We start from the raw sequence: 12,156 nt of genomic DNA, 5'->3' as shown, positions 1-12,156 counted from the left end.
CTAGACGTCGGTCGCGTCGTCGGCGCCGTCGCCGTGCACGACCTCTTTGACGATGAGAAGGCGGTAGGTGCGCCCGCCGGGCGAGTGCCAGCGGTGCGGTGTGCCCGACCGGCAGTAGACGGAGTCGCCGACGTGCAGCGTGCGCTCGCCGAAGGGACCGAACGAGATCACGACCGAGCCCTCGAGCACGGTGAGGAACTCGTCTTCGTCGTGAACGTAGTGATCGCCGGGCTGATCGTTCGAGCCGGTGAACTCCAGCGGTTCGAAGCGCCGGGGTCCCTCGGCCAGCAGGCGGGCGGTGCCCTCGGCGTAGGGGCCGACGACGCCTTCACCCGCGGCGACGAACGAGGGCTGCGCGTCGTGGTCGGCGCGCGGGGGCTCCGAGGCGGCGATCAGTTCGACGCGGCTCGTGCCGAGGGCGCGGGCGAGCCTCTCGAGGCTGGCCATGCTGGGGCGGGCGAGGCCGCGCTCGAGCTGGCTGAGGAAGGGGTGCGACAGGGTGGCCGCTTCGGCGAGCTGGGTGAGGGTGAGGCCGCGCGCCTTGCGGAGTCCGCGCAGGTGGGCGCCGAGGCGCTCTTCGCTCGTGGGCGTCGTCTCGGCGGGAATCGCGGGGGCCATGGTCGTCATCGTCCCACCCTCTCGAACAGCCGGGCGACGATCTCGGCCTCGTCGGCGTCGACCAGTCGCGCCTCGTCGACGACGACCCGACCGCCCACGATCACCGTGCGCGGTCGGCGCCCGGGCGCAGCCCACAGCAGTCCGGCGATCGGATCGGCCACGCCCGCGTCGGCGACTCCCGACACGTCCCAGACGCACACGTCGCCCGCCGCCCCGGGGGTGAGTCGGCCCAGTTCGGGTCGACCGAGTCCGTCGGCCGAGCCCGCCGTCGCCATCGTCAGAACCTCGGATGCCGGCAGCTGCGGGCCCACCAGGGCCGAGACCTGCATCGCCAGGCGCGCATCGGCCAGCAGATGCCCGGCGTCGTTGCTGCCGCCGCCGCTCGTGCCGAGGCCCACCGGGATGCCGGCGTCGAGCAGGCGTCGGACAGGGGCGACGCCCCAGCCCATGGGCACATCGCAGCCGGGGGCGTGCGTCGCCGTGACTCCGGCGGCCGCGAGGCGCGAGATCTCGTCGGCGGTGACGTCGCACAGGTGAGCGAGCGTCACATCGGCATCCACCCACCCCCAGTCCTGCAGCAGGTCGATCGGCCGCCGGCCGTAGCGCTCGAGGGCGACCTCGACGTCGACGACCTCGTTGGCCTGGGTGCGGCGCCGCAGTCCGTGGCGGCGCGCGACCTCGGCGAGAAGATCGAAGGTCTCGCGCGGGTCGCTGTGCACGCCGGCCGGGCCCACGGCGACCTGCAGCATGCCGTCGATGCTGACCCCGTCGGGGCGTTCGGCGACGAGGGCCTCGACGATCGCTTCGGCCGAGGCGGCGGCCTCTTGGGGGTCGTCGCGAGCGGCGCCGCGCACGAACACGAGCCGGGCCCCGAGGTCGGCTGCGGCGGCGGCCGCGGCGCGTGCCATGCCGACGTCGTCGGCGCCCTCCGGCCACGTCAGGTGGTGGTCGGCGACCGTGGTCACTCCGCTCAGCAGGGCCTCGGCGAGGCCCGCGCTCGCCGCGAGTCCGGTCAGTTCGGGGTCGACGCCCGCGGCACCGTAGGCCGCGGCCATCGCGGGCAGCCACTCGCGCATCGGGAGGCCGCGCGTGCCCGGCAGCGTGCGGAACGCCGTCTGCAGCAGGTGGTGGTGGGCGTTGACGAGTCCGGCCGTCACCACGCAGCCCGTGGCGTCGATGATGCGCGCGCCGGTGGTGTCCGCGGACTCGACCACGATCCCGTCGTCGATGACGACGTCGCCGGTGCGCACGCGACCGGGTCCTTCGAGCACGGCGACCGCGCCCGTCACGACGACGATGCTCACGCGATCCTCACCGCGCACGAGGCGGCGACCGCCTCGGCATCCGTGTCGCTGACGGCGTGGAGGTGCGGCCCGCGTCCTTCGCGGAGCGGGCGGGCGCTCGCCTGGTTGCGGCTCGCGACGATCTCGGCGATCACCGACAGGGCGGTCTCTTCGGGCGTGCGTCCGCCGAGGTCGAGGCCGAGGGGGGAGTGCAGCCGGGCGAGCTCCGCGTCGGTCACCCCCGCCGCGCGCAGCAGCGCCGCGCGTCGCGCGACGGTCGCCCGCGCGCCCATCGCCCCGACGAAGCCCACGGGCATGCGCAGGGCCGCCGCGAGGGCGGGGACGTCGAGGCGTTCGTCGTGGGTGAGCACGCAGACGGCGGTGCGCTCATCGACGTCGTCGAGCGCGGCGAGGAACTCGTGGGGTGCGGCGACGACGAGCTCGCTCGCGTCGGGGAAGCGCTCGGCCGTCACCAGCAGCGCCCAGTCGTCGCAGACGGTCACGGCGAAGCCCGCCGCGGCACCCAGCCGGCAGAGCGCCGCGGCGTGCTCGCCCGCGCCCAGGACCAGCAGGCGGGGGAGCGCCGGCCGGTGCAGCACGAGGGGGTCTCCGTCGAGGGTGAGGTGCACGGTGGCTTCGCGTCCGGCGCGTGCGGCCTCGAGGGCGGGCAGGGCGGACGCCTCGACCGGGTAGGCGACGACGTCGACGGCCCCGCCGCATGCGAGCCCGGCCGCGATCGGGGTGACGGTGCCGTCGTCGGTGAAACCGAAGCGCGCGCGACGCACCGAGCCGGTGCGCAGGGCGTCGAGCCCGAGCATGACGGCGTCGTTCTCGACGCACCCGCCCGAGATCGATCCGATCACGCGCGCGTCGCGGGTGACGGCGAGCGTCGCCCCCACTCCGCGCGGTGCGCTGCGCACGACAGCGGTCACCGTGACCGCCGCGACGGGCACGTCGGCCGCCAGCAGCGGCACCAGATCGGCGGCCAGTTCGAGCATGTCGGCGACGGTAGTCGGGGCGTGTTTCGCGCACGCTACGCTGTCGTGACCATGGCCACCGACCCTCCCGTGCCGACGTCGGGGCTCGTGCTGGCGGCCGGTGCCGGGCGGCGCTTCGGCGGCCCCAAGGCCCTCGCGCGCACCTCCGCAGGCGCCCCGTGGCTGGCCCTCGCGGTGCGTGCCCTCGTCGAGGGCGGATGCCGCGAGGTCGTCGTCGCACTCGGTGCGGCGGCCGACGACGCGGCCCCCCTCGTGCCCCCGGGCGCCCGGATCGTGCGGGTCGACGACTGGGCCACGGGCATGGCGGCGTCTCTGCGTGCGGGGCTCGGAGCGCTGGCATCCGGAACCTCGACCGCCGTCGTCGTGCTGCCCGTCGACACTCCGGGGGTGTCGCCCGCGGCAGTGGCGCGTCTCGCCCGACGGGCCGCGCCCGACGCCCTCGCGCAGGCGACTTACGAGGGCGCGCCGGGGCATCCGGTGCTGCTCGGCCGAGCGCACTGGGCGCCGCTGGCGGCGTCGGTCCGCGGCGACATCGGGGCGCGGCCGTACCTCATCGCGCAAGACGCCGAGCTCGTGGAGTGCGGCGACCTGTGGTCGGGGCGCGACCATGACACGCGCTGACCGGCCTCGTCGAGACCGCTGTCCGATGCCTGCGCCGGGCCGAAAATCACGCTCAGGTCACGGTGTGCGTAATTTTGACGTGGCTATAGACAAAACCCCACCGGATGGATATTTTTTCGGAGCCGTCATAATTCGACGGGTCACACAGCCGGGACGACGACGTACCCGATCCGACGCCGGGGAGGGCGCGGGTACGACCATGAGGGTCCCTGCAGTTCAGAGAGGAACGCAGATCACATGCTGAAGAAAATCCTGACCGGAGCGGCCATCGCCGCTCTCGCGGTGGGTCTCGGAGCCTGCAGCTCCACCCGTCCGGCCGACGGCGGCGGCGCCGCTGCCTCCGGCGGAACCGGAGAGTGCAACGTCGGCATCGCGATGCCGACCCGCAGCCTGGAGCGCTGGATCAACGACGGCGAGCAGCTGCAGAAGAAGCTGACGGATGCCGGCTGCACGGTCGACCTGCAGTACGCCGACAACAAGACCGACCAGCAGATCAGCCAGATCCAGAACCAGATCTCGGGCGGCGCGAAGATCCTCGTGATCGCCGCGATCGACGGCTCGACCCTCGGCCCGGTGCTCGAAGAGGCCAAGTCGCAGAACGCCACCGTCATCGCCTACGACCGTCTCATCAACGGCAGCGAGAACGTCGACTACTACGCCACCTTCGACAACTACAAGGTCGGCACCCTGCAGGGCCAGTTCATCGAAGACCAGCTCGGCCTGAAGGACGGCAAGGGCCCCTTCAACCTCGAGCCCTTCGCCGGCAGCCCCGACGACAACAACGCGAAGTTCTTCTTCGCCGGTGCGTGGGACGTGCTCAAGCCCTACGTCGACAGCGGCAAGGTGGTCGTCCCCAGCGGTAAGTCGCCCGCGAACGACGACGCGTGGGCGTCGATCGGCATCCAGGGCTGGGCGTCCGACAAGGCCCAAGCCGAGATGGACAACCGTCTGTCGTCGTTCTACGGCGACGGCAAGAAGGTCAACGTGGTGCTCTCGCCCAACGACAGCCTGGCCATCGGCATCGAGGCCTCGCTGAAGTCGGCCGGCTACACCGCCGGTGCCGACTACCCGATCATCACGGGTCAGGACGCCGACAAGGCCAACGTCAAGGCGATCCTCGACGGCACGCAGTCGATGACCGTCTGGAAGGACACCCGCGCGCTGGGTGACCGCGTCTTCACGATGATCCAGGAGATCAAGGACGGCAAGACCGTCGAGGTCAACGACACCAAGACCTACGACAACGGCAAGAAGGTCGTGCCCTCGTACCTGCTGACGCCCGAGGTCGTCGTCAAGGACGACGTGCAGTCCAAGCTCATCGACTCGGGCTTCCTCAAGGCCTCCGACGTCGGGCTCTGATCCACTCTGCGGCGGGGCGGGTTCGCCCGCCCCGCCGCTCCCCGTGCCGCCTTCGGGCGGCGGAGCAGTAGAGCCGCCTGCGGGCGGTGGAGCCGAACAGCCGCCCGGAGGGGCGGGAGAGGGACACACCATGACCGAACCGATCCTGCGTATGTCGGGGATCTCGAAGTCGTTCAACGGCGTGCCGGCCCTGGCCGACGTGTCGATCGACGTGTACCGGGGTGAGGTGCACGCCGTCTGCGGCGAGAACGGCGCGGGCAAGTCGACGCTCATGAAGGTGCTGAGCGGCGTCTACCCGACCGGCAGCTTCGACGGGACGATCACCCTCGAGGGCGAGCAGATGGCCTTCCGCTCAATCAACGACAGCGAGGCCGCCGGCATCGTCATCATCCACCAGGAGCTGGCGCTGAGCCCGTACCTCTCGATCGCCGAGAACATCTTCCTCGGCAACGAGAAGTCGCGCCGCGGCGTCATCGACTGGAACGCCACCAACACCGCCGCCGCCGAACTGCTCAAGCGCGTGGGTTTGCGCGAGAACCCGGCGACGAAGATCTTCGAGCTCGGCGTCGGCAAGCAGCAGCTCGTCGAGATCGCCAAGGCGCTGGCCAAAGAGGTCAAGCTCCTCATCCTCGACGAGCCGACCGCCGCGCTCAACGACGACGACTCCGCGCACCTGCTCGACCTCATCGACCAGCTGCGCGCGCAGGGCATCACCTGCATCATCATCAGCCACAAGCTCAAAGAGGTGCTGCGCATCTCGGACCGCATCACCATCATCCGCGACGGTCGCACGATCGAGACGATGATGCGCGACGACCCCGAGACCGACGAGGGGCGCATCATCCGCGCCATGGTCGGTCGCGACCTGAACAGCCTCTTCCCGCCGCGCGAGCCCGACATCGGCGAAGAGCTGTTCCGCGTCGAGAACTGGACCGTTCACCACCCGGTCGACACCGAGCGCGTGGTCATCGACGACGCCTCGTTCATGGTGCGCGCGGGAGAGATCGTCGGGTTCGCCGGTCTCATGGGTGCCGGCCGCACCGAGCTCGCGATGAGCATCTTCGGGCGCATGTACGGCACCGGCATCTCGGGCGAGGTCTACAAGAACGGCAAGGCCATCGACGTGCGCACGGTCGACGCCGCGATCAAGCACGGCATCGCGTACGCCACCGAAGACCGCAAGAAGTACGGTCTGAACCTCATCGGCGACATCCAGGTCAACGTCTCGGCATCCGCCCTCGCCCGTCTCGCGCGCCTGGGCGTCGTCGACCGGTACCGCGAGTACAAGGTCGCCGATTCGTACCGCTACAAGATGAACATCAAGGCGCCCAGCGTCGCGGCGATCACGGGGCGGCTCTCGGGCGGCAACCAGCAGAAGGTCGTGCTGTCGAAGTGGATGTTCACCGGACCCGACGTGCTGATCCTCGACGAGCCGACCCGCGGCATCGACGTGGGTGCGAAGTACGAGATCTACGGAATCATCAACGAACTCGCGGCCCAGGGTAAGGCCGTCATCGTCATCTCGTCGGAGCTGCCCGAGGTCATCGGCCTCTCCGACCGTATCTACACCATCTCCGAGGGACGCATCACGGCCGAGGTCAGCCGCGACGACGCGACCCAGGAGACGCTCATGCGGCACATGACCGCCGGAAGGAACTGAGAGCAATGGCCACCGCATCCACCCAGACGGTCGAGGCGCCGACGCAACCGGGGCCGCGCCGTCGCGGCATCCTGTCGCGCATCAACTTCCGTCAGTTCGGCATCCTCGCCGCACTCGTCATCATCATCGCGCTGTTCCAGGTGCTTACCGGCGGTCGCCTGCTGCTGCCGGGCAACGTCAACAACCTCATCCAGCAGAACGCCTACGTGCTGATCCTCGCGATCGGCATGGTCATGGTCATCATCGCCGGGCACATCGACCTCTCGGTCGGCTCCGTCGTGGCCATGGTCGGCGCGATCGCGGCGATCGCGATGAACCAGTGGGGTCTGCCCTGGTACCTCGCGGTCGTCCTCTCGCTCGTCGTCGGCGCGATCGTCGGCGCGTGGCAGGGATTCTGGGTCGCGTTCGTCGGCATACCCGCCTTCATCGTCACCCTCGCCGGCATGCTGCTGTTCCGCGGTCTCACCCTGGTGCTGCTCACCGGCGGCACGATCAGCGGTCTGCCCGACAGCTTCACGGCGATCGGGGCCGGCTGGCTGCCGCCGTTCCTCGGCTACCTCGGCAACTGGGACGCCCTGACGCTCCTGCTGGGCGCGCTCGCCAGCGTGCTGCTCATCGTGCAGCAGCTGCGCACCCGTGCGACCCTGCGCCGACTCGAGCTGCCGCGCGAGGTGGCGTGGTCGTTCTGGCTGAAGAACGCCGCGGCCGTCGTCGTGATCATGGCCGCAGCCTTCACGCTCGCGACCTACAACGGCACCCCGATCGTGCTGATCATCCTCGCCGTGCTCGTGCTGGCGTACACGTTCGTGCTCAACCGCACGACCTTCGGTCGGCACATCTACGCGATGGGTGGAAACCTGTTCGCCGCCGTCATGAGCGGTGTGAAGACGAAGTGGGTCAACTTCTTCATTTTCGTGAACATGGGCGCCCTCGCCGGTCTCGCCGCGGTGGTCAGCACCGCCCGTGCCGGAAGCGCGGTCGCCGCGGCCGGACAGAACTACGAGCTGGATGCCATCGCGGCGGTCTTCATCGGAGGCGCGGCGGTGCAGGGCGGGATCGGCACCGTGGTCGGCGCGGTCGTCGGTGGCCTGGTGATGGGCGTGCTCAACATGGGTCTGTCGATCCTCAGCGTCGATGCCGCCTGGCAGATGGCCATCAAGGGAATCGTGCTGCTGCTGGCCGTCGCGTTCGACATCTTCAACAAGCGGCGCAACGGCGGTGCGTGATCGGATGGGGAGCGCGGCCCCGGGGCCCGCTCCCCATCCGCTCGACTGCTTTCCGCCTCGCCGCTTCGTGATGCGATGATGGGGGAGGTGCGACCCTCATGACCCCCGCCGTGTTCGAGCCCGCAACCCCGCTCGCGCCGCCGACTGGCCGTACGACGAATGATCTGATCCGTCAGCAGAACCTCGCGTCCGTCCTCTCGCTCCTTCACTCCCGGGGTGCTCTCTCGCGCGCTCAACTGGGTGCGACGACCGGTCTGAATCGCTCGACCGTCACCGGTCTGGTGATGGAGCTGACCGAGCTGGGCCTCGTGCGCGAGGCCCCCGGAGGCGAACGCACCGGCAAGGTCGGGCGCCCGACGCTCGACATCGAACCCGAAGACCACGTCGCCGCCCTCAGCGTCCGCGCCGAGCCGCACGCGGTGACCGTCGCCCTGGTCGGTCTCGGCGGCGTCGTGCACGCGCGCCTGCGCCACGACACCGCGAGCGCCCCCTCGCCCCGGCGCTTCGTGCAGATCGTCGCGTCGTCGGTCGAGGCGATGCGCGCCGACATCGACCGCCACTACCGCGTGGTCGGCGCGGGTCTCGCGGTGCCGGGTCTCGTCAACGCCAACGGCTCGGTGCTCGTCTCACCGACCCTCGGCTGGAGGCGGGATCCCGTCTCGGCCCGCCTGAGCGACGAGCTCGGCATGCCGGTGACCGCGGGCAACGACGCCAGCATCGGCGCCCTTGCCGAGTCGCGCTTCGGCGTCGGAGTGGGGGTCGGCAACCTGCTCTACCTCGGCGGCGCGATGCACAGCATCGGCGGCGGCCTGATCATCGACGGAACGCTGCTGCGCGGCACGTCGGGCTACGCCGGCGAGCTGGGGCACACCGTCGTCGACCCGCGGGGACGTGCGTGCGTGTGCGGTCGTCGGGGGTGCCTCGAGGCCGAGGTGAGCCTCGACCTGCTCGAACCCCTGCTGGGCCGTCGCAAGCTCGACGAAGACGAACTCGACGTCGAGCTCGGCGTCGCCCGCAATCCCCGGGTGATGACTGAGGTGACCCGTCAGGTCGAGATGCTCTCGCTCGCCCTGACCAACTTCGTCAACGCCTTCGCCCCCGAGACCGTCGTGCTCTCGGGCTATCTCGGCGCCCTGCTCTCGGTGAGCCGCGAGCGCCTGGCCGACGCGGTACGGGTACACCCTCTCGGCGCCGAGGGTCGCACGATCCGCCTCGAGCGCGCGCACCTGCGCTCGCGTCTCATGCTGGTGGGACCCGCCGAGCTTGCCTTCGCCGACCTGCTGTCGAACCCGGCCGGCTTCCGCGGCTGACCCGCGCTCCCAGAGGCCTGTCGAGCGTCCGAGAAACGCCGCGTGCGGTCGGCTGGAACGGCGCGTCCTGGACACTCAACCGGAGGCGGCGCGGCTCAGCCGCCGAGCACCACGTTCTCGGGCTCCTCGCCGCGCAGCAGGTGATCGATCTGGCGGCGCACCAGGCGCGCCATGCGGGGGTGCATGGCATCCGTCGCCCCTCCCACGTGCGGGGCGATGAGCACGCCGTCGAGGCTCCACAGCGGGTGGTCGGCGGGCAGCGGCTCGGGGTCGGTGACGTCGAGCGCCGCGCGGATGCGGCCACGGCGCACGTGGTCGACCAGGGCATCGGTGTCGACGAGCGGACCGCGGCCGACGTTGACGACCAGCGCCCCGTCGGGCAGCGCCGACAGGGCTTCGTCGTCGATGACGTGCCGGGTCGCGTCTCCGCCGGGGAGCGAGGCGATGAGCACGTCGGTCTCGGCGAGCACCTCGTACACCTTGCCGAGGGGGAAGACCTCGACCTCGTCCTGCAGGCGGCCGTGAGAGGCGACGGCGCGGAGAGACACCTCGAACGGCTTCAGCCGCGCCGCGATCGCACGCCCCACGCCGCCGAAGCCCAGCAGGGTCACGCGCTGGTCGGCGAGGCCGGTCGCCCCGCCGCCGAGCCAGTCGCTGCGATCCTGCGCGCGCACGAACTCGGGGATCCGCCGCTGCGCGGCGAGCGTCAGCGCGACGGCGAGCTCGGCGGTCGCGGTCTCGTGCACGCTCGAGGCGTTGGCGAACCGGATGCCCTCGGGCAGGCGCCCCTCGACGTTGTCGTACCCGATCGACTGGCCCTGCACGAGGCCGACCTCGATCTCGGACAGGCGCTCGATCACGGCGTCCATGCCCATGTAGGGCGGCACCACGATGTCGAAGCGGTCGTGCGGGGCGGGCCCGGTCATGTCCCACACGACGACCTCGACGCCGTCGGGAAGCGCGCCCAGGTCGTCGCGGAGGCGGTCGGTGGGCACGGAGACGAGGAGGGCAGTCGAGGGGGTCACGACAGCGACGCTACCTCCGAAGTCGCGGCGGGCTGCGGTGCTTGCGCCCGGCGGCCGATGTGCACTCCCACCGGCACGTCGTAGGCGAGATACTCGGCGAGCAGGGCATCGGCTCGGTGCTCGAACAGGCGCCGCGAGAGCGCGGCGGCGAGCTTCGTCGCCCCGCCCACGAGTCCCGGGATCTGGTGGCTCAACATGCCCTGGCTGAGGCGCGCGCCGTGGTTGAACATGTGGATCCGCGACAGCGCCGACCGCTCGGGTGACGTGCGGCTGACGAGGCCGAAGTCGTCGTCGAGGTAAGGGAACGCCGCCAGGCCGGGGTTCTGCGCCACGGCCTCGGGCGTGAGGCGGTCGCTCCACAACGCGGCATCCGGGGCCACTTCCACCAGCTCGGGGCGCTGGGCGAGGTCGGCGGCGATCCCGGTGGCGGCGAACACGACGTCGTAGTTCCGGATGCCGTGCGGCGTGGTCACCGCGATGTCGCTGGTGGTCCACTCGACGTGCTGCCACGGCGACGAGGTGACGAAGCGGAAGGAGTCGAACGCATGGGCACGCCAGAGGGCGTTCTGCGTGGCGGGCTGGTCGACGGCCGAGAGGTGCACGTTGAACTCCCACTTCTGCGCGTCGGTGAACGAGCCGTAGTTCTCGATGAGGCCGGCGAACTCCATCCACCGGTACGGGCTCACCTGGGGCATTGCGGGGCGGCGCATGTGCACCTCGACGCTGGCCGCGCCGTGCTCGAGCGCGGTCGCGGCGTTGTCGAACGCGCCCGTCCCCGCCCCCAGGACGCCGATGCGCAGGCCCGCGAGGGCGTCGAAGTCGATGTCATCGTGCGTGTGGAAAACGCGGTCGGCGGGGAGCGATCGCAGCAGCGGCGGAAGGTGGCGGCCGCCGGCGCCCTCGATGCCCGTGGCGAGCACCACGTGTCGAGCGGTGAGGGTCCAGTCGCCGTCGGGTCCGGTGAGATCGAGCTGCAACGGGTCGTCGGCGCCGGCCGTGCGCAGCGCGGTGACCCGCGTCGAGCCCACCGTCAGAACCGACGACACCTCGCGGTACCACTGCAGAAATCCGTGCCACGCGGTGGTGGGGAAGTACTCGAGGGCCTCCCACGCCTCGACCCCGTACACGGCCTCGAACCACGCCCGCGGGCTCACGGCCGGGGTGCCCCACGTGGGCCACGCGATGTCCTTCGGCGTGCGCAGGGTGTGCATACGGGCATAGGTGGTCCAGGGGCCTGTCGCGTCTGCGGGGGCGGCGTCGATCACCACGACGTCGTCGATCCCGCGGCGGTGCAGGCCGCGCGCGAGCACGAGACCCGCTTGGCCCGCGCCCACGATCACCACGGGGTGCACCCCGTCGCGCTCGCCGACCCACGAACGTCCGTCTCCGGCGCTGAGGGCGCTCTGGTGCGCGGCCTCGCGTTCGAGGGCGGCGAGGCGCGCCGCGGCGTCGGGCAGGGGGCTCAGCACGCTCACTCCCCGACGATCACGACGCGCACACCGTAGGCGTCGTCGAGGCGGTGGTTGTGGTGGTCGCTGACGTTGGTGTCGTCGAGCTCGAGGTTGACGAAGTCCATGCTCGGCTCGGCGAAGAAGGGGCCCGCGTGCCAGGTGCCCTTGCGCATCGTGATGGCGGTGCGCGGCGGGATGCGGAACGCCCGCAGGTCGTCGAGCGTCGGCTCCTCGATCCCGGGGGCGGCGACGGCGATGGTCCACTCGACGTCGCCGACGGCCATGAGCGTCTGCGTGGTCTCGAGGTGGCGTGTCACGCGCACGAACTCGGGCGCTTTGTCGTCGAGGTGCATGAGGTAGAAGCGGGGGATCCCGTTCGAGACGTCGAGCACGGCCTCTTCGGCGGTGAACGGGGTGCCGTCCTCCATGGGGGTCAGCAGCACGCCGTACGGCTCGAAGGCCGAGGCGGTGAGCGGCTCCGCCGACAGGTGGTGGGTGGTGAGGGTGTCGGTCATGGGGTCCTCGCTTCGCATCGGGTGGATGCTGCGAGGCTACGCTTGTCCGACAAGTGGCGGGACTGCTTGTCGGACAAGTTCACCGAGCGG

The 12,156-nt window shown here is 71.0% G+C and carries 11 protein-coding genes; 5 read left to right on the top strand and 6 right to left on the bottom strand.

Translation table 11 applies throughout. The annotated features are described in order from the left end of the window. Genes RWH43_RS04515 through RWH43_RS04505 form a run of 3 tightly spaced genes read right to left on the bottom strand, consistent with a single transcriptional unit; the run spans window position 1 to window position 2,899 of the window. Window positions 1-627, bottom strand: coding sequence for a helix-turn-helix domain-containing protein (locus RWH43_RS04515; protein WP_316000769.1), 627 nt, complete (start codon window positions 625-627; stop codon window positions 1-3). Continuing rightward, window positions 624-1,922 (bottom strand): amidohydrolase family protein, encoded by a 1,299-nt coding sequence (locus RWH43_RS04510; protein ID WP_316000768.1) that lies wholly within the window; start codon window positions 1,920-1,922, stop codon window positions 624-626. Before RWH43_RS04510 ends, RWH43_RS04515 begins: the two co-directional genes overlap by 4 nt. Continuing rightward, a complete protein-coding gene (locus tag RWH43_RS04505) occupies window positions 1,919-2,899 on the bottom strand; it encodes an XdhC family protein (RefSeq protein ID WP_316000767.1) in 981 nt (326 codons plus the stop codon). Before RWH43_RS04505 ends, RWH43_RS04510 begins: the two co-directional genes overlap by 4 nt. Before the next feature lie 51 nt (window positions 2,900-2,950). On the opposite strand from RWH43_RS04505, the gene RWH43_RS04500 reads away from it, so the two are divergent. The 5 genes from RWH43_RS04500 (at window position 2,951) to RWH43_RS04480 (ending at window position 9,075) form a co-directional block, all read left to right on the top strand. Continuing rightward, complete coding sequence (locus tag RWH43_RS04500) at window positions 2,951-3,520, top strand: nucleotidyltransferase family protein (protein ID WP_316000766.1); 570 nt, start codon at window positions 2,951-2,953, stop codon at window positions 3,518-3,520. Between the two features lie 237 nt (window positions 3,521-3,757). Continuing rightward, entirely contained in the window at window positions 3,758-4,879 is a 1,122-nt protein-coding gene (chvE, locus tag RWH43_RS04495) for a multiple monosaccharide ABC transporter substrate-binding protein (protein ID WP_316000765.1), read from the top strand. A 130-nt stretch (window positions 4,880-5,009) separates the two neighbouring features. After that, window positions 5,010-6,539, top strand: a complete 1,530-nt coding sequence (gene mmsA / locus RWH43_RS04490) for a multiple monosaccharide ABC transporter ATP-binding protein (protein WP_144830377.1) — start codon at window positions 5,010-5,012, stop codon at window positions 6,537-6,539. 5 nt (window positions 6,540-6,544) lie between these two features. Next, a complete protein-coding gene (mmsB, locus tag RWH43_RS04485) occupies window positions 6,545-7,765 on the top strand; it encodes a multiple monosaccharide ABC transporter permease (protein ID WP_144830375.1) in 1,221 nt (406 codons plus the stop codon). 98 nt (window positions 7,766-7,863) lie between these two features. Beyond that, the gene (locus RWH43_RS04480; protein WP_144830372.1) at window positions 7,864-9,075 is read left to right on the top strand and encodes an ROK family transcriptional regulator; all 1,212 of its coding nucleotides are present in this window, start codon (window positions 7,864-7,866) and stop codon (window positions 9,073-9,075) included. 95 nt (window positions 9,076-9,170) lie between these two features. Here the strand turns inward: RWH43_RS04480 and RWH43_RS04475 are convergent, their stop codons facing one another. The 3 genes from RWH43_RS04475 to RWH43_RS04465 are packed head-to-tail and all read right to left on the bottom strand — an operon-like array spanning window position 9,171 to window position 12,066. Then, complete coding sequence (locus tag RWH43_RS04475) at window positions 9,171-10,100, bottom strand: 2-hydroxyacid dehydrogenase (protein WP_316000764.1); 930 nt, start codon at window positions 10,098-10,100, stop codon at window positions 9,171-9,173. Beyond that, the gene (locus RWH43_RS04470) at window positions 10,097-11,575 is read right to left on the bottom strand and encodes an FAD-dependent oxidoreductase (protein ID WP_316000763.1); all 1,479 of its coding nucleotides are present in this window, start codon (window positions 11,573-11,575) and stop codon (window positions 10,097-10,099) included. Before RWH43_RS04470 ends, RWH43_RS04475 begins: the two co-directional genes overlap by 4 nt. Then, complete coding sequence (locus RWH43_RS04465) at window positions 11,572-12,066, bottom strand: ureidoglycolate lyase (RefSeq protein WP_144830363.1); 495 nt, start codon at window positions 12,064-12,066, stop codon at window positions 11,572-11,574. The genes RWH43_RS04470 and RWH43_RS04465 overlap by 4 nt, the downstream gene beginning before the upstream one ends. Window positions 12,067-12,156: the final 90 nt, after the last annotated feature.

The sequence above is a fragment of the Microbacterium algihabitans genome (assembly GCF_032464975.1).
Classification (GTDB): domain Bacteria; phylum Actinomycetota; class Actinomycetes; order Actinomycetales; family Microbacteriaceae; genus Microbacterium; species Microbacterium algihabitans.
This window is presented reverse-complemented; position numbering and strand designations above follow the sequence as displayed.

Excerpts from the sequence above, each read along its gene's own strand:
- RWH43_RS04515 (WP_316000769.1), bottom strand. The coding sequence starts at position 627 with ATGACGACCATGGCCCCCGCGATTCCCGCCGAGACGACGCCCACGAGC.
- RWH43_RS04505 (WP_316000767.1), bottom strand. The coding sequence starts at position 2,899 with ATGCTCGAACTGGCCGCCGATCTGGTGCCGCTGCTGGCGGCCGACGTG.
- RWH43_RS04500 (WP_316000766.1), top strand. The coding sequence starts at position 2,951 with ATGGCCACCGACCCTCCCGTGCCGACGTCGGGGCTCGTGCTGGCGGCC.
- chvE (WP_316000765.1), top strand. The coding sequence starts at position 3,758 with ATGCTGAAGAAAATCCTGACCGGAGCGGCCATCGCCGCTCTCGCGGTG.
- mmsA (WP_144830377.1), top strand. The coding sequence starts at position 5,010 with ATGACCGAACCGATCCTGCGTATGTCGGGGATCTCGAAGTCGTTCAAC.
- mmsB (WP_144830375.1), top strand. The coding sequence starts at position 6,545 with ATGGCCACCGCATCCACCCAGACGGTCGAGGCGCCGACGCAACCGGGG.
- RWH43_RS04480 (WP_144830372.1), top strand. The coding sequence starts at position 7,864 with ATGACCCCCGCCGTGTTCGAGCCCGCAACCCCGCTCGCGCCGCCGACT.
- RWH43_RS04465 (WP_144830363.1), bottom strand. The coding sequence starts at position 12,066 with ATGACCGACACCCTCACCACCCACCACCTGTCGGCGGAGCCGCTCACC.